The organism is Streptomyces sp. NPDC028298, from assembly GCF_055565895.1.
Genome location: NZ_JBVHTL010000012.1, coordinates 1 through 15,483 on the forward strand (window position 1 = coordinate 1; position 15,483 = coordinate 15,483).

Genomic DNA, 15,483 nt, shown 5'->3' on the forward strand with positions numbered 1-15,483 from the left:
CCCCCCACCCCTCCCCCCCCCCCCCCCCCTCCCCCCCCCCCCCCCCCCCCAACTCCCCCCCCCCCCCCCCCCCCCCCCCCGCGGTCGGTGTGTCAGGACTCGTCGCGCAGGCGGGAGGCCAGTGTCGTCAGTGGTTCGGTCTCCTCCTTGTGGCCCAGGCGGGTCAGCAGGGACACGGCCTTGTCGAGGCGGGTGAGGGCGGGGGAGACGCGTTCCAGGTAGAGGCCCTCCACGGCACCCGCGAAGCGGACGCACTCGGCCCACTCTCCGGCCCGGTCGTCCTCCGGTCCGGGCTCGCCGAGGAGGGCGAGGGCCTTCTCCAGCGCGGCCAGGGCGTCCTCGTACTCACCCGCGTACGCGTTGACCCGACCGTGTTCGTAGGCCAGGGCCGAGTCCAGGGAACGTCCCCGGGTCTCGTACTCGGCCTCGCGGGCCTCCTCCGCGATCCGGCCGGCGTCGGCGAGGAAGACGAGGGCGTCGGTCAGGCCCTCCTCCCCGTGCTGCTGAGCCTGCTGGCGGGCGAGTTCGCGCAGACAACTGCTGAGCTGCTCGTAACGGGGTGCCCGCGCGTGAGCGGCCAGCGCCTGGTCCACGGCTTCGCGGGCCCGGCCGAACTCGCCGGACTCGCCCAGCAGTACGGCCGCCTCGGCGGCGATCATGGCGTGACTCCCCGGGTCGTCCTCCCAGTCGGCCGACTCGGCCGCGAGCGCGACGAGTTCGGCCATGGCGGCCTTGAGGTCCTCACCCGCGTGCAGGGCCCGGGCCCGGGTCAGACGGAGCTGGGCCAGCAGCCGGTCGTCCAACTCGCCCGCCTTGACGTCCGGTTCGGACAACAGGGAGTCGAGCAGGGCGATGCAGTCCTCGACACGGCCCATGTCGAGGCTGAGCTGGGCCGCGTTGCTGTAGGTGCAGAACGCCTCCGTGCGGCTGCCGTCACGGAGGTCCAGCTCCGCCGACCGCGTCAGATGGCGCAGTGCCTCGTCGGGCCGGCCCAGGTGCATGCACACCTCGGCCAGGTCACCCTGGAGGCGGCTGGTGTCGACCGCCGCGGCCGGCCAGTCGGCGGCCAGTCGCAGCCCCTCCGTCAGGCTCGCGTACGCGGCTTCCGCGTCCCGCAGGCCGAGGTGGAGCCGGGCCCGCAGGCCGAGTGCGCGGGGCAGGTGCCAGGCGGGGCCGTGGGCCTTCAGCCGGCCGAGGAGGTCGTCGACTCCGGCGGCCGCGGTGGGCAGGTCGCCGGCGAGGGCGTGCGTGCCGGCCTTCAGCAGCAGTCCGCCGGAGATCTGCCCGACGATGTCGTGCCGTGTGGCGAACGCCAGCAGCAGGTCCGCCTCGGCGAAGACCGGCGCGGCGTCCTCCGGGTTCCCCGAGGTCTGCAGGCGCAGCCCGAGCACGGTGGCCCGAAGCCGCAGCAGACGGGCCTCGTGCACCGGCTTGAGACCGCTGGTCGCCTCGTGCAGGGCGACGATGGACGCGTGGGCGGCGGTCAGCGCGGCGGCCTTCGCCTCGGCCCCGTCGTCGACACCGCCCGCCGCGGCGAGCAGGGCGCAGGCGCGGGCGAGTGCCGCTCGATCCGGCGCACCGGCGTCCTCGTACAGGCCGGTGGCCTCCTCGTACAGCGTCTGGGCGGTGGCGAAATCGTCCTTGTCGCCCGCTCGGCTCGCCTCGTCGTCCAGCAGGTCCGCGCGCAGCCGTACGAGGGAACCCACCTCCGGATCCTCGGGGTGGACGTAGTCGTGGGCGGCCGCGAGCGTGCGCAGCCGGGCCCAGACGGCGGATGAGTCCGGGTGACCCAGGTCGTCCAACTCCCGTGCCCGGATGATCAGTTCACCGACCGATTCGGGTACGGCGGCGGTCGTACGGGCCGGGGGCGCGGCGACCGGGACGGCCGTGGCCAGGTCGTCGAGGCTGCGCGGGCGCAGCGTCAGCTCCAACGCGTCCAGGAGCGGGGCGCGTTCGACGCGGACCTTACGGCGGTCGCCGTGGGCGGAGGTTCCGTTGCGGGCGTCGAATCGGGCGGCGAGGTCGTCGGCGCGGTCCGCCACTTCGGCGCGCAGGCCGGCCACCGTCCAGGCGCGGCCCGCGTATCCGGCGGCGGGCAGCTCGCCGTGGCCCAGGTGCTCGACCCGACGGAGGAGCACCTCCACGCCGGTGAGGAAGTCGAGCATGTCGCGCGGCGACTCCACCTCGTCGAAAAGGCCCCGGTTCTCGGCGAGCAGTTCCAGACCGCGCGCCTCGTTGCCGGTCAGCGCGCAGAACTCGAGGTGACGGCCGACCTCCCCGGCCATCGAGGGGTTGCGGCGGCAGGCGCGGTAGCCCGCGAGGTGCAGTTCGACGGCCCGGTCGGTGGCGCCGGTGCGCAGCAGGGGCAGCAGGGCGTGCGAGATGGAACGCGCCGGCTCCTCCTGGCAGGAGTCCTTCCCGGCCAGGACGGGCTCCCAGACGCGCAGGGCCCGCTCGTCGTCGCCCGCCGCGAGGTGGTGGAGGGCGCGTTCGCAGATCTCGCAGGCCTCGCAGTCGCTGAGCCGGGTACGGGGGCGCCCCGCCCACAGTTCGAAGGCGAGCGCGGTGTCCTCACCGGTGTGCGCCGCGAGTTGGTACGCCTGCCCGTAGTAGGGCTGGAGACCGAGGCCGGCCTTCTCGTACCTGTCGCGCATCTCCGTCTGCCACTGACGCAGGCTGGCCAGCGGTATCTCGGGCAGCGCGAGCAGCGCGTTGGCCACCCACTTGAACCGCCAGAACAGCAGGTGGCGCAGGCGCTCGTCGAAGACGTCGGGCTGCTCGTCGAACAGGGTGAGCAGGCGGGCGAAGACGACGGGCGACTTCCGGGGCTCGGAGCCGTAGGTGTACGCCTCCTGGAGTTCGAGGAGTGCGCGAATGAGCGGTACGGGCTCGGCGAACTGCTCGGCCGCCTCGACGAGTTCCTCGGCCGTGACGGTGCGGGTGCGGCCGTAGGGGCGGCGGTCGTTCTCCTGGAGCGCTTGGAGCAGCTCGTCGGTGTTCTGAGGTGTGGTCGGCATCGTCAGCTGTCCTTGCGGAGGGCGTGGGCGAGGAGGTCGAGGAAGGAACGGTTGATGAGGCTCGACTCGGCGGGCCTGAGCGGACGTCGGGACAGCATCGCGGCCTGACCGTAGAGGGCCTCGGCGCTGGTGCGGGCCAGTTCGGGCTCGGTGATCGTGACGGCCGTACGCACCAGCGGGTTGAGCTGATTGAGGATGAGCTGGGCCCGCGGAGCCTCCTGGCGCAGGGCGCCGAGGATGTCGCCCCACACGCCGCCCTCCTGTTCACGGGCGAGCTGGGAGCGGGTGCGCTCGTGCCGGGCCTCGCGGCTGTCGACGAGGAGGGCGGGGGCGGAGGCGGGCTGGAAGGCGCGCAGGGCGACGTCGCAGTCGAAGACGGCGAGGGCGTCGCGGGCCTGGGCGAGGTAGGCCGCGGCGGCCAGTTCCGTCTCCCGGTCGACGGGGTCGAGGTGCGCGGTCAGGGTTGCCGGGTCGAGGTCCGCGACACTCGCCTCGGGCCTGATCTCCGGCAGCCGGTGCACGAGTTCACGGTCGTAGGTGTAGCCGCCGTTGACGACCCCGAGCCCGGCGGCCGAGGCGATCGCGGCGACCTGCCGGAACTCCTCCACACTCGACGTCACGAGCACCGTACGGTGGGTGCGGGCGAACTCGTCGAGTGTGGCGTGCCCGTCGGTGGTCTCGAACGGCAGCCAGGGCAGCAGCATCCGCAGGATCTCGTCGTCGTGCACCGCGAGCGACTTGACGGCCAGGTGATGCACCTGGAGGAAGCGGGCGAGCAGATCCGGGTCGCTGGCGGCGGCTCGCGCGATCCAGTCCCGCAGCCGTTCGGCGAGCGCGTCGCGGACGGCGGCGAGGGTGTCGTCCTCGTACAGGGACTCGCGGGACGCCGTCGGGCGCAGGCTCTCGGCGTCCACGACACAGCGGACGAAGAACGCCCACTCGGGCAGGATCTCCTCGGCCTGCTCGGACAGCAGCATGCCCTTGACGTGCACGCGGTGGCCGTGGCGGCGCCCGGCCGGCACCGTCTCGGGCAGCACGCAGGCGATGCCCTTCAGGCCCACGGCCGGCAGGTCCAGCTCGATCGTGTCCAGCGGCTTGAAGCCGAGGACGTCCTCGCCGTACGCGGCCAGGGCACGCGAACGGGCTCCCGGCGTGGGGTACGTGACCGCCCAGGGCGCGGGGTCGGGGTTGACCGGCGCGGGTGTGCCGCCCGTCGTGTCGGTGAACGTCACCGGGTGGCGCAGCAGCGAGCCGAAGTGCCGGGCCAGCGCCTGGACCTGGAGCGGCCGGGTCCACTCGCCGGCGTCGGCACGCGGCGTGAGGGTGACGGTGGTGCCGGGCCGCGGGCGGGCGGAGGCGGGCAGCGTACGGACGGTGTAGCTGCCGTCGCCGCGGCCCCGCCACTCCACGGCGGGCGCGTCCGGGGTACGGGCGGAGCGGCTGAGAACATGGATCTCGTCCGCGACCAGGAAGCAGGACAGCAGCCCGATGCCGAACTGACCGATGAAATCACCGCGCTGCTCGGCGATCTTCTCGGCGCGCTTGCTGCTGCGGCCGATCGTGGCGAGGAAGGTGTGCACATCGGCCTCGGTCAGACCGACACCGTCGTCCTCGACACGTACGACCGAACCGTCGGCGTACAGACGGATGCCGAAGGCGTCGGTGGAGGCGCCCGGTTCGAGGGTGTGCCGGGCGGTCAGCGCGTCCACCGCGTTCTGGAGGAGTTCACGCAGATAGACGCGGGGGCTGGAGTAGAGGTGGTGGGAGAGGAGGTCGACGAGGCCCCGCAGATCCACTTGGAAGGTGCGGTCGTCGCCCGCCGGGGTCGCGGCGGTGTCGGGCAGTGTCATCGGGCAGTCCGGAGGGGGAGTAGAAACGGGGTGTCGGGACCGGCGTGCGCGCGGGTACGGCGGTGACGGCAGGCGTCGTGTGTGCTCACGCGGCGGTGATGGCGCTGGTGGTGCGGGCTCGGGCACGGCGGCGGTGACCGGCGTGCCGGGCGCTCGGGCGCGGCCGTGACGGTGGGAGCGCCGGTCGCTCAGGCGCGGCGATGGTGGCGGGCGAACTGCTTCTCGGGATCCCCGAAGTACGCCCACGGCCAGCTCGTGTAGGCGCCGTCGAGGGCCTGGAAGACGCGGCGGACCGTGTGACGCTCACCGGCCAGCGACAGGGCCATCGCGAACATGTTGAAGTCCTGCTGCCAGCCCGGGTGTCGCACGTATGCCGGGTGGAGGATGCTGTGGTCGGCCGCCTTGCGCAGCTCGGCCTGGATCGCCGCGGTTTCGAGACAGTCCGCGCGCTCCGACTCGACCCAGTCCTCGATGTGCGCCATGGCGATCACACAGCCGAGGGGGTGCCCCTGCGGTGCGCGGCCGAGCGCCTCCCGGGCGAACGCCAGGGCCTGGACCGGTTCGCCGCCCCAGCGGGGCTGCAACTGGGACACCCACTCGACGTGTGTCGCCAGATCCAGCGGGTCGCGGCGCAGAGCGGCGTCGAGCCGGGTCTCCTTCACGCTCGACGGCAAGGACATGCCGCGCGCGGAGGTGAGCAGACGGCGCCACGGGGTGATCCACTCCGGCCGCAGCTCGGCGGCCTCCAGCAGATGCTCCTCGCCGATCAGGAGCCGCTCGCGGAAGACACGCCACTGCTCCTGCGTCACGTTCACGGCGCGCGCACTCGTCCGTGCCTCCCAGCCCCAGGCTATGTGGCGCGTCCCGGATATCAGCAGGGCCGTCGCCCGGTGCTCCTTGTCCTCCTCGACGGCCCGGACGATCCAGTCCTGCACACCGTCCAGCTCGGCGAGCTCGGCGAGCACCATGTGGTCGCGGCCGGGATCGAACGGGGCCAGCGCGGCCTTGACCGCCTCCCAGTCACCCGCGTCGGCCGCCTCCACCAGCGCGAGCACCCGTACGTCCCCGAGCGCGCGCAGCGTGTACATCCCGTTCTTGCCCCTGCGCGACACCGGAAGCGCGTGCGGATCCGTCGCCGGTCTCTCCGCGTCCTTGCCGAACAGCTTGCCCCACATGCCGCACCCTCCCCTGGTCCTTCATGATCGTCCGGTGCAGCATAAGCGGACTCACTGACACCGGGGCCATAGAGTTTTCCGGGACTGAGTCGTCCGCGAGCCGTCGGCCCTCTGCGTCACCGTTCCCGGATGCGCCACCACCACCAGCGTCCGGCCGTCCACGCGCAGGCCGGGCCCGGATCCGGAACGGTGCGTCGCTCGAACTCCGCGTCGATCCGCGCCACCAGCCGGCCGAGATCGGCCCGGGCCCCCTTCGGCAGATACCGCAGGGCCACTTCCAGGTCGTCCCGGCCGTCCTCGATCTCGATGCCGGGACTCTCACCGGGTCCGGTCAGATACCGTCCCGGCTGCTTGAACGCCCGCTCGAACCGATCGAGAGCGACGGCCACGGCGTCCGGGTGCAGGTAGAGGGCCTCAACGCGTCGCACGGCGGCCCGAGTCCGAGCGGACACGCCGGGGATTCGGAGGACGGACACGTGCCGGGCCGGCCGCCACCGCTCGTCACGGACGGCCTTGGGACGCCTACGCGGCATCGCCCTTTCGGATCAGAACCATGCCGGCATTGTGCCACGGCCTCACCCCGACGAGCTTTGCGCGAGCGCGAATTCTCAGGTGGCCCAAGGCAGTCGTACGGCCTCGAGATCCGTGTCGTCGAGGAGCGCTTCGACGAGTTCCACGGGCCCGGCCACCTTGGTGGCCCACAGGTCGTAGTCCGTGCAGACGATCCAGGACCGGTCCCGGGACCAGAGATTGGACGGGCTCCAGTGATCTTCCTCGGGGTGGTCGTACAGCACTTTCGCGTCCTCGAGCGTCCCGGTGCGGATGCGCAGGTTCTCGAGGTCCTCGGCCCCGTGCAGCAGCGGGCTGTAGTAGGCGAAGCAGGGTGTGTCGGCGCCCAGCGGGCTGTGCGCGGTGAGGACATCGATCAGTCGGTTCCAGTCGGCTCGGTCCAGACAGCCTTCGGACGGCGCCTGGATCGTGACCGCCCAGCTCCCCGACTTGATGGCGGGGAAGGATGTGTGACACGGAAAGCGCCCCTCGGGCACCACCGGATCACCGATCCGCGATGCGAGTTCGTGCCATCGAAGCCTGTGCCAACGCGGTCCGGGGTGCTCACCCGCGACACCGTCGAGTACGTCGGCCGGGTCGAGGCCCGGGATGATGTCCCTCTGGCCCATCAGCGCGGCCCGGTGATACTCGGCGAACGACATGTCGACCGGCCCGAGCTCGTGCTCGTGCATCGAGTGCAGTACCCAGGCCGCGTCGGGCGACGCCGGCGGCATGAACCCGGTGAGGCCGTCGTCGGCGGTCAGCTCGCGCAGCCAATCGGCCTCTTGCGACTCGGCGAGGGGCCACCGTGCGGCCGCCCGTGCCGCGGCTGTCTCGTACATTCGTCCAGGATCGCACCCGTGCCGACAGCGGTGCGGCTTGGTCGGTTTCGCGTAGCGGTCGCGGGTCGGGCCGAGCATCGCCATCACGGCGGCCAGGTGGTCGGGCATGAGGTCCTCGCCGTGGCGCCCGTACGGTCCGCGCGCCGGACAGTGGCGCGGGGACCGCACATTACGTAGTACCCACGAAGCCCGGCGCACGCCGGGAGTCAAGACCGGTCGGCCCTGTCAGGTGCTTCAGCCGCGCCGGGCCACCTCCTCCGCGTCGCCCTCCTCGAAACCCCTCCCGGCGGTCGGTGCCGTCCGTTCCGGTTCCGGGTGGGCCCGGCGTACGCGTTGGTCGGCGATGGCCAGCAGGAGGGCGATCGCGCTCATTCCGACCGCGGTCAGCAGCCCTAGCTGAATCGCCGTCACCGAACGCCCGTGGCTGGCCTGGTGGGCGAAGTACACCGCGCCGACCACGGCGATCCCGGCCGCCGAGCCGATGCGCTGGCCCGTCTGGAGCACCCCGCCCGCCGCACCGGCGCGCTGCACGGGGACGCGGGTGAGCGTCAGCGTCGTGTTCGGGGACACCGTGAGGCCCGAGCCGATCCCGCCGACGACCATGGGCAGGGCCGTCGCCCACCCGACACTCTCCAGCGGCACCAACTGCACCGCCACGACCACCCCGAGCAGCCCCACGACCACCAGGAGCAGGCCGAAGACGACCAGCTTGCGGCCGTGCCGCATCACCAGCCGGCCCCCGATGGCCGCACCGACCGCGGACGCCGCCGCGAAGGGCAGCACCGAGACACCGGCCGCCAGCGCGCTGTACCCCGCCGTGTTCTGCAGGAACAGGGAGTAGACGAAGAAGACCGTGGTGAAGCCCGCGAAATAGGTGAGGCTGATCAGGGAACCCAGCGTGAAGGAGCGCAGGGCGAACAGGTCCAGATCGACCAGCGGCGCCCGCCCGCGCAGCTTCTGGCGCCGTTCCCACGCCCAGAACGCGATCAGCAGCAGCGCGCCCACCGGCAGCAGAGCCCACTTCAGTCGCCCGGTCCACTGCTGCTCCTGGACCAGTGGCAGCATGAGCGCGAGCACGGCCGTGCCGAGGAGCAGCACACCGAAGGGGTCGAACTCCTCCCGCCTGCCCGTCGCCGGGAACCGGGGCAGCAGCCGCAGGCCCGCGACGAACGCGGCCACTCCGATCGGCAGATTGACGAAGAACACCCAGCGCCATCCGTCGTCGGTGCCCACGGCGTCGATCAGCACACCGCCCACGAGCGGGCCGGCCGCCGTCGAGACCCCGATGACACTGCCCAGCAGGCCGAACGCCTTGGCCCGTTCCGCGCCCTGGAACATCTGCTGGATCAGCCCCGAGGTCTGGGGGGCGACCATGCCCGCCGCCGCGCCCTGGACGAGCCGGAACACCACCAGCCAGGAGGCGCTGGGAGCGAGGCCGCACGCCCACGAGGACAGCGTGAACAGGGCCAGCCCGGCCAGGAACGCCTGGCGTCGCCCCCGCATGTCGCCCAGCCGGCCCGCCGGGACGAGCACCAGCCCGAACGTCAGCGCGTAGCCGGAGACCACCCAGGACTGGGCGGCCTCCGAGGCGGCGAGCCCGTGCTCCATCGAGGGCAGCGCCACATTCACGATCGAGGTGTCGAGCAGGGAGATGAAGCCCGCCGTCAGACAGACGGCGAGCGCCTTCCACCGCCGTTGGTCGGGGGCGGGCGGGGCTTGGACAGTGGTCATGGGGTCACGCTAAGCAGCCACCCCGCCCAACTGATGGAAGGAGCCGTTCCGCGCGCGTCGGAGCCGTGCCGTGGCTGCCAGGGCGGGCTGGGCACGGTCGGGCACGGTTGGGCACGGCCGGGCACGGTTGGGTACGGCCGGGCGCGGAGGGGCCACGCTCTGCGCCGTACGCGCGGCTCCTCAGCTCAGGAACAACGCCGCCCCGTCCCGCCTGCTCCTCCGCGCCCGCAGAGCCAGTACGGTCAGCGCCGCCGCCAGCCAGCACGCGCCGATCAGTGTCTCCCAGCCGGCCAGCGCGGCGGTGTGCGCGCCGGCCTCACCGTCCAGTACCTCCCGGATCGCCAGCAAGCCGTGGGTGAGGGGGAGCACTTGGCCGAACCCGGCGAGGGCGGGCCCGACGGCGTCCGAGGGCACCTCCGGTCCGCACACGATCAGCATCACCGTGAACGCCGCGTTGGACACGACATTGCGCAGGTCGACGGCGGTCAGCACCAGGGACCCGAGGAAGAGGCCCAGGCAGTAACTCGTCACCGCGACGAGGATCAGCAGGGCGGAGAGGAGAGCCACCGATGTGACGCTCAGGCTCAGCCCCGCCACCGGACCGAGGAGAACGACGGCGCCCAGTCCGCAGGCCACCCCGTCCGGAAGCCAGAAGAGACTGCGTCCGACCAGGACGAGCGCGGGGCTGCTGGGCGAGGCGACCAGCAGCGGCAGGGTGCCGTTCTGGAGTTCCCAGGTGGTGGACGCGGTCGCGAACATGCCGTGCAGCGCGACGAGTGCCACCGCGTTGCCGACCAGGAGGTACCGGGCCTGCCCCGGTCCGAGGAGGTTGCCGATGGTGGCGAAGAACAGGACCTGGGCGAGCATCCGGACGAACCAGCCGAGCAGCCAGGTCTTCCAGGTGAACACGGTGCCGTAGTCGGCGGCACCGGCGCGCGCCGCCCAGCCCAGCACCCGTGTGCGGCGGCCCGCCAGGACGGTGTCGGCGGTGCGGCTCATCGCAGCCCCACCGTCCCGTTCTCGCGTACGAGCCGTACGACCCTGCCGAGCAGGAGCCATCCACCGGCGCCGGTGAGGAGGCCGAGGCCGAGGACGACGCCGGTGCGCCAGGCGACGGAGGTGACCGCCGCCGGGCCGAGTGCGTCGCGCAGCAGGTCGGAGCTCCAGGAGAGATAGATGAGGCGGCCGACGGGATGGGTCCACTCCGGCAGCCGGTCGAGCGGCGTGAACACGCCGCCGAGCAGCAGGACGGGGTAGCTCAGGGAGTTCTGGAAGGTGCGGGCCGTCCGGGTCGCGACGAACAGGGCGGCCATCAGGGTGGCGGTGCCCGCGGTGGCGACGGCGGTGGCCAGAAGCGCCACGGCGAACACGCCGGGATGCGGTACGTGGGGGACGGTGCCGAAGCCGAGGACCGCGACGGCCGCGACCTCCAGCACCGTCAGGAGGCTGATCGCGGTGCTCACCCAGACCCGGCTGAGGACGACCCGGGCGAAGTCGACCGGCGCGGCGATCTGGAGCTCCAGCGTGCCGAGCCAGCGGTCGTTGTCCACGACCTCCCCGGAGATCAGCATGGCCATGCTCCACACACCCATCAGCACGGGGGCGAGCAGACCGTTGGCGAGGAGGTCGGGGCGCTCGTTGTGCCGGATCAGGAGCAGGAACACGGCGGCGAGCAGCGGTGTACGCACCAGATCGATGAGGTAGTCGCGGTGGGTGAGCACCAGGCGTCCCTGGAACCGGCCTGCCGCCGCGAGCAGGCTCACCGGTTCACCACGCTGCGCGTCTCGTTGCGGTGTACGAGATGGAGGTAGACCTCCTCGAGGCCGGGCAGTTCGGTGCGGACCTCGGTCACACCCCGCTCGACGACGAAGGCGAGCACACGGCCCACGGCTTCCTTGTCCTCCACCGTGACGAGCGTGGTCCCGTCGTCGGCGGGTTCCGTGCCGAGAATCCCCGGGAGCGCGCGCACCTCGGCGACGAGGGCTTCCTCGGCCCGGATGCGTACCCGATCCTGGCGCGCGACGAGGCGGGCGAGCGTCCTCGGCGCCTCCGCGGCGACCACCCGCCCGTGGTTGATCATGGTGACGCGGTCGCAGAGCACTTCGGCCTCGGACAGGTCGTGCGTGGCGAGCAGTACGGTCCGTCCCTCGCCCGCGAGCCGCCGGACGAGTTCGCGCAACTGCCGTGCGGCCAGCGGGTCCAGGCCGTTGGTGGGCTCGTCGAGGAGCAGGACGCGGGGGTCGCCGATGATGCCGCGCGCGAGGTGGAGCCGTTGGCGCATGCCCACGGAGAAGGTCTCCACCCGGTCGTCGGCGCGCTCGGCGAGACCGAGTTCGTCGAGCAGCGCGTCGGTCCGGGCGACGCCGTCCCGGGTGGTCAGGCCGTACAGAGCGGCCCAGTAGCGCAGATTTTGACGTGCCGTCAGGCGTGGATAGAGGCCGCGTTCACCGCCGAACACGATGCCGAGCAGGGGCCGGATCCGACGGTGTTCGGTCGCCAGATCGAAACCGAGCACGCGGCCGGTGCCCGAGGTCGGCAGCAGTACCGTGGAGAGGATCTTCATCAGGGTGCTCTTGCCCGCCCCGTTGGGGCCGAGCAGACCGTGCACCTCACCCCGCTCCACGGTGACGGAGACGTCGTCGAGCGCGACGACGGCGGGGCCACGCCGTGTGCGGTACTCCCGCCGCAACCCGTACGTCTCCACAGCCGGTTCGCCGTCGCCCGGACGGGCGACGTCACCTCCGCCGTTTCCGCTGTCCGTCATCACGCTCCCGTTCTCGTGGGGGGTCGTCGGACCGGTGTCCGCCGACCGGCGCGGAAGGATCACGTGCCGGGCCCTGCCGGGGCCGAGCCGGACTCCTCGGTGGCCCTACCGCCGGCGGCCACCTCGTCCAGCCACTCCTGCCGGGCGGGTCCGGACACGAGCAGGAACGAGCCGAGCGGGGTCCGTGCGACGAGATGACGCCCGACGTCGTCCAGGCGCAGCCGGTCCGTCGGTTCGTCCTCCAGAGGTACGCCGAACAGGGGCAGCCCCGCGCCGAGCAGCCGCCTGGCACCGATGGCGCGGTGGGCGAACTCGGAGGCGAGGTACGTGAGGGGGCCGCCGTCGCCCTCGATGCTCGACTGGGCGATCAGCGCGGGCGCGCGGACCGGGCTGCTCCAGCGGGCCGTCGCGTGGACCGCCCGCCGCAGCCGGGCGCGTGCTGCGGCCCCGCGGGTGTGCGGCAGTGTCACGGCGGGCCGCCAGCCCAGCCGGGCCACGGCGCGCAGGGCTTCCCGCCACTCCGGCCACAGACCTGTTCTGGTGAGGTCGGTACGCAACTGCCGTATGCCGGTGTCGTCGAGGTGCTGGAGCAGCAGGGCCAGGTCGAGGAGGTCGCGGCTGCGGAAGGGCCGCTCCCAGCGTTCCGCCACCAGGGTGACCGCGGAGGCGGCCAGGGGGGAGGGGGAGGGGCGGGTGAGCTGCCACGCCGGGGCGCGCACCTCGGTCACGATCTCCGCGGTGAACAGCCCGACGGCGTAGGGGTCGGGAGACGGTTCGGGGGCCGGGCTGAGGAACTCGGCTCCAAGGTGCAGCGGTACGGAGTCGCCGGCCCTGGCGGGGCTCACGGTAAAGGCCCCCAGCTCCCATCCCGTCGCGGCGAGGTGGCGGGCGCAGTCCCACACTTCCGTGTGGCCGGGACAGAGGACATCGAGATCACCGGCCGCGCGGAGCACTCCCGGCGGATAGAGGGCGGCGATCGTCGTGCCCTTCAGCAGGGAGGCCCCGGGCGCCGCCGTCCGCAGGCGCGACCAGACGCCGCGGTAGTGATCGATGCGTTCCTGGTGCAGGCGCAGTTCCGCCGTCTCCGCCTCGGTGAGGGCTTCGCCGTTCTCCGCCCACAGGCTCAGCAGGGTCGCGGCGAGCTTGTGACGGCTGTCGCGCGCGGTTTCCAGCACGGAGTCGCGCTCAGCCCTGGGCCCGGCGCCGAGCAGGGCGAGGACCGTCGCGGCCGATACCTCGACGTTCGTCGCCGTTCCGGTCGGTGCGTCTGTCAACGCCGGCTCCGCCTCGGTGCACGAAGGTGGACGGGGCCCCCGAGCCGGGGTACTCCGCCGAGGTCGAGGAGGAATGCGATCAGGACCGCTGGAGGGCGAACAGGCCCGGATCCGGATCCCGATCGCATTCGACGGACGACTACTTGCCCGGCTTCGGGCGGACCTTGACCTGCTTGAAGGCGACACTCATGGGACCCTCCTTGATGTGGTCGGTCATGGAAAGTAGCCTCAGCGTATTGCTCTCGAATGGTGCATGACAATGATGCAACTTGCTTTGCATACAGCCGACTTGGCGAGCCGTACGGGTGCCGTCCCGGGCCCGGCGCACGAGCGGAATGCCGGAGGAGCATGACGGTCCACACGTGGTTGAGGGCTCCCCTCACTCATGATCCGACAAGGCGCCGCACCTATCCCGACGACGTCTATTTCCGGGAAATGGCGGCATTGCTGGACGGCTGGGAGACGCGAACGGCCGACCGGGCACTGCTGCGGTCGACCTTCGTGATGTTCAAGCCCGACGCCGTCGTCGGGCGGCGGGTCGAGCCCGCCCTGGCCTTCCTGGCGGCGCACGGCTTTGAACCCCTCGGCGCTCTCACCGTACGGGTCGACGCGCGGGTGTGCCGGGAGCTGTGGCGCTACCAGATCAACGCGGCGCCCCTGGCGGTCATCCGGGCCGTGGACATGATTCTCGAGTCGGGACCGCCCTGCCTCTTCGTCGCACTCCGCGACACCCGGGATCCCGACCGCACCGGGACGAGCGCGGCGGAACGGCTCGCCGAGCTGAAGGGATCGTCCAAGAACCGCTCGGTGGAGAGCGGTTCACTGCGCGGGGCGCTCGGATGCGAGCTGATGTGCCTGAACTTCCTGCACGCGCCCGATGATCCCGCCGACCTGATCCGCGAGGTGGGCGTCCTGCTGCCTCGCCGGCGGGAACAGGCACTCGCCCTCCTGGCCGCCGACGTGTCGCCGGTCCGGGCGGCCGAACCGGTCGCCCTGGCCGGCGAGTTGTACGCGATTCACCCGGCCCACCCCCTCACCCGGTCGGCGCCTTCCGGTACGTCCAACCGGCACGAGCCCGCAGGGGACACCTCGCGCCGCCCGGCCGACCCGGGATCGCTGCTGGCGCGGGTGGAACGGCTCGCCCAGGAAACGGACGGGCCACCGCTGTGGGACCGCATCGTGATCGCCGCGGAGCTGGTGGAGGGCCTTCCCTCCGAGGGCCGGGCGCTGATCGGGCCACCGCCCGGCACCCGCCTCGGTCATCCCCGCACCGTCCGGCCCGCCGGGCCCCCTGCCGCTGCCGCGGTGGACCACTGAGCACGCGGGCCACCGCCCGGCGGCCGAACGCAACGGTCCCGGCCCCCGGCCTGGACGCACAGCTCGCCCGACCGAGAAGCCCCCAGTCGCCAGGAGGAACGACCCCGATGACCGACGCCGACGTCGAACTGCACGGTCCCGCGACCGGGGAGGGGCCGCCTCAGAGGTACGGGCCGGCGAGCCGCGTCGCCGTGCTCTCCGATGTGCACGCCAACATCCCCGCCTTCGACGCGGTGCTCGCCGAACCGGACGTCGCCGAGGCCGACTTCGTCGTCCTGTGCGGCGATCTGACGTGGGGGCCGCAGCCGCAGGAGACGTACGAACGGATCGTCGGGCTGGGGGAACGCGCCCTGTGCCTGCGGGGGAACGCCGACCGCTACGCCGCGCAGATCGGCACGGCTGCGCGGACCGCCGACACCCCGCGTCAGTCGTGGATCGCCGCACAGCACTCGCCCGAGGCCATCGCCTTCCTCGACCGCCTCCCCTTCGGGCTCGTCGTCGAGATCGACGGGCTCGGACCGGTGCACTTCTGCCACGGTTCGCCGCGCAGTGACCACGAGCTGGTCACGCCGGGGACACCGCCGGAGCGGTTCGCCGAACTGTCGGCGGCCATCGACGCGCGGGTCCTGGTCACCGGACACTCGCATCTCCAGTTCGACCGCTCCGTGGCGGGCCTGCGCAGCGTGAACCCCGGCAGCGTCGGACTCCCGTACCACAGGGGCGAACCGGGCACCGCCTACTGGGCGTTGCTGGGTCCCGACGTCCGGCTCAGGACCACGCGCTACGACGTCGACGACGCCGTCGCGCGTGCCCACCGCGTCGCCGACCCGGACGCGGACCGCTACGCGGACACGCTGATGGCAGCGCCCGATCCGGAAAAGATCGTCGTGGAGGCGGAGAAACTGATCTTCGTCAATTGATCGGCAAGGTGTTCGTCGATTCGCAAGTCCACTGATCCATAGGG

12 protein-coding genes are annotated in these 15,483 nt (G+C 72.3%); 2 read left to right on the forward strand and 10 right to left on the reverse strand.

What is annotated here, in order from left to right; translation table 11 throughout:
- Window positions 1-92 precede the first annotated feature (92 nt).
- The 10 genes from ACZ4TO_RS37590 to ACZ4TO_RS37635 form a co-directional block, all read right to left on the reverse strand.
- Window positions 93-3,017: a tetratricopeptide repeat protein gene (locus ACZ4TO_RS37590; RefSeq protein WP_468026551.1), complete on the reverse strand. Its 2,925-nt coding sequence runs from the start codon at window positions 3,015-3,017 to the stop codon at window positions 93-95.
- 2 nt (window positions 3,018-3,019) lie between these two features.
- Window positions 3,020-4,867 carry an HSP90 family protein gene (locus tag ACZ4TO_RS37595; protein ID WP_468026552.1) on the reverse strand — a complete coding sequence of 616 codons (1,848 nt, stop codon included), beginning with the start codon at window positions 4,865-4,867 and terminating at the stop codon, window positions 3,020-3,022.
- 188 nt (window positions 4,868-5,055) lie between these two features.
- Window positions 5,056-6,042 (reverse strand): hypothetical protein, encoded by a 987-nt coding sequence (locus ACZ4TO_RS37600; RefSeq protein WP_468026553.1) that lies wholly within the window; start codon window positions 6,040-6,042, stop codon window positions 5,056-5,058.
- Window positions 6,043-6,158: 116 nt separating this feature from the next.
- Entirely contained in the window at window positions 6,159-6,470 is a 312-nt protein-coding gene (locus tag ACZ4TO_RS37605) for a hypothetical protein (RefSeq protein WP_382778473.1), read from the reverse strand.
- 180 nt (window positions 6,471-6,650) lie between these two features.
- On the reverse strand, window positions 6,651-7,433 hold the full coding sequence (locus ACZ4TO_RS37610; RefSeq protein WP_468026554.1) for a hypothetical protein: 783 nt from the start codon (window positions 7,431-7,433) through the stop codon (window positions 6,651-6,653).
- Window positions 7,434-7,667: 234 nt separating this feature from the next.
- Entirely contained in the window at window positions 7,668-9,164 is a 1,497-nt protein-coding gene (locus tag ACZ4TO_RS37615; protein ID WP_468026555.1) for an MFS transporter, read from the reverse strand.
- A gap of 180 nt (window positions 9,165-9,344) precedes the next feature.
- Complete coding sequence (locus ACZ4TO_RS37620; protein ID WP_468026556.1) at window positions 9,345-10,163, reverse strand: ABC transporter permease; 819 nt, start codon at window positions 10,161-10,163, stop codon at window positions 9,345-9,347.
- The gene (locus ACZ4TO_RS37625; protein WP_385041699.1) at window positions 10,160-10,927 is read right to left on the reverse strand and encodes an ABC transporter permease; all 768 of its coding nucleotides are present in this window, start codon (window positions 10,925-10,927) and stop codon (window positions 10,160-10,162) included. The genes ACZ4TO_RS37620 and ACZ4TO_RS37625 overlap by 4 nt, the downstream gene beginning before the upstream one ends.
- Window positions 10,924-11,928 carry an ABC transporter ATP-binding protein gene (locus ACZ4TO_RS37630; RefSeq protein ID WP_468026557.1) on the reverse strand — a complete coding sequence of 335 codons (1,005 nt, stop codon included), beginning with the start codon at window positions 11,926-11,928 and terminating at the stop codon, window positions 10,924-10,926. Before ACZ4TO_RS37630 ends, ACZ4TO_RS37625 begins: the two co-directional genes overlap by 4 nt.
- A 59-nt stretch (window positions 11,929-11,987) precedes the next feature.
- Window positions 11,988-13,202: a hypothetical protein gene (locus ACZ4TO_RS37635; protein ID WP_468026558.1), complete on the reverse strand. Its 1,215-nt coding sequence runs from the start codon at window positions 13,200-13,202 to the stop codon at window positions 11,988-11,990.
- A gap of 435 nt (window positions 13,203-13,637) precedes the next feature.
- Here ACZ4TO_RS37635 and ACZ4TO_RS37640 point away from each other — a divergent pair, with 435 nt between their 5' ends.
- On the forward strand, window positions 13,638-14,519 hold the full coding sequence (locus tag ACZ4TO_RS37640; protein ID WP_468026559.1) for a nucleoside-diphosphate kinase: 882 nt from the start codon (window positions 13,638-13,640) through the stop codon (window positions 14,517-14,519).
- Window positions 14,520-14,626: 107 nt separating this feature from the next.
- Window positions 14,627-15,439, forward strand: coding sequence for a metallophosphoesterase family protein (locus ACZ4TO_RS37645; RefSeq protein ID WP_468026560.1), 813 nt, complete (start codon window positions 14,627-14,629; stop codon window positions 15,437-15,439).
- Window positions 15,440-15,483: the final 44 nt, after the last annotated feature.

Bases quoted from the DNA above. Each gene is read 5' to 3' on its own strand.
- ACZ4TO_RS37590 (WP_468026551.1), bottom strand. From the start codon at position 3,017: ATGCCGACCACACCTCAGAACACCGACGAGCTGCTCCAAGCGCTCCAG.
- ACZ4TO_RS37595 (WP_468026552.1), bottom strand. From the start codon at position 4,867: ATGACACTGCCCGACACCGCCGCGACCCCGGCGGGCGACGACCGCACC.
- ACZ4TO_RS37600 (WP_468026553.1), bottom strand. From the start codon at position 6,042: ATGTGGGGCAAGCTGTTCGGCAAGGACGCGGAGAGACCGGCGACGGAT.
- ACZ4TO_RS37610 (WP_468026554.1), bottom strand. From the start codon at position 7,433: ATGTACGAGACAGCCGCGGCACGGGCGGCCGCACGGTGGCCCCTCGCC.
- ACZ4TO_RS37615 (WP_468026555.1), bottom strand. From the start codon at position 9,164: ATGACCACTGTCCAAGCCCCGCCCGCCCCCGACCAACGGCGGTGGAAG.
- ACZ4TO_RS37620 (WP_468026556.1), bottom strand. From the start codon at position 10,163: ATGAGCCGCACCGCCGACACCGTCCTGGCGGGCCGCCGCACACGGGTG.
- ACZ4TO_RS37630 (WP_468026557.1), bottom strand. From the start codon at position 11,928: ATGACGGACAGCGGAAACGGCGGAGGTGACGTCGCCCGTCCGGGCGAC.
- ACZ4TO_RS37640 (WP_468026559.1), top strand. From the start codon at position 13,638: ATGGCGGCATTGCTGGACGGCTGGGAGACGCGAACGGCCGACCGGGCA.
- ACZ4TO_RS37645 (WP_468026560.1), top strand. From the start codon at position 14,627: ATGACCGACGCCGACGTCGAACTGCACGGTCCCGCGACCGGGGAGGGG.